Raw genomic sequence first — 951 nt, 5'->3', positions numbered from 1 at the left:
GCGACGCCGGCGCTGCTCGCGCACGTGTTGATCAGCAAATACTGCGATCACCTTCCGCTCTATCGGCAGTCGCAGATCTTCGACCGTCATGGCGTCGATCTCTGCCGCTCGACGCTCGCGGGCTGGGTTGGCGGCGCATGCTGGTGGATCGAGGCCTTGCACGAACGGCTGTGCAAGAACGTGTTCGCCTCCAACCATCTCTTTGCCGATGACACGCCGATCCCGGTACTCGATCCTGGTCGCGGACGAACCAAGACGGGACGGCTTTGGGTGTACGCGCGCGAGCAACGGCCGTGGGGCGGACCCGAACCTCCGGCCGACATCTACCTGTTCGCACCCGACCGCAAGGCCGAGCGACCAGCCGCACATCTTGCTGCCTTCAAGGGCATCCTGCATGTCGATGGATATGCTGGCTTCGAGCAACTGGCCGACAAGGAGGGCATTACGCTCGCAGCGTGTTGGAGCCACTCGCGACGCAAGTTTTACGATGTCGTCGAAGCCACGGCGTCTCCCGTGGCGACAGAAGCCCTGCGCCGGATCGGCGAACTCTACGCGATCGAGGCGCGCATCCGCGGCCAATCGCCTGACTACCGTCTTGCCGAACGCAGGACCTTCTCCAAGCCGATCGTCGATGCTCTGAACGTCTGGCTCGATGCCCAGCTCCGCCTGGTCTCCGGCCGCAGCACGCTTGCCGAGGCAATCCGCTATGCGCTCTCGCGTTGGCACGGACTGACGCGCTTCCTGAACGATGGCCGCGTCGAGCTCGACACCAATCCGGTCGAGCGCGCGATCCGTCCCGTCACCCTTGGCCGCAAGAACCATCTGTTTGCCGGGCAGCGACGGTGGTGGACATCGCTGGGCAGTGGTCAGCTCGCTCATCACGACCTGCAAGCTGAACGACGTCGAGCCCTACGCCTATCTGCGGGACGTCCTGCAGCGGATGATCGACGG

The 951-nt window shown here is 64.4% G+C and carries 1 pseudogene; it reads left to right on the top strand.

From position 1 onward, the window contains the following. Positions 1-951, top strand: a pseudogene (tnpC, locus tag BRAO375_RS09930) (IS66 family transposase); the annotation flags it as partial.

It is taken from the genome of Bradyrhizobium sp. ORS 375 (assembly GCF_000239775.1).
Classification (GTDB): Bacteria; Pseudomonadota; Alphaproteobacteria; order Rhizobiales; family Xanthobacteraceae; genus Bradyrhizobium.
Note: the sequence above shows the minus strand (reverse complement) of the source record. Positions and strands in the feature narration are given on the sequence as shown.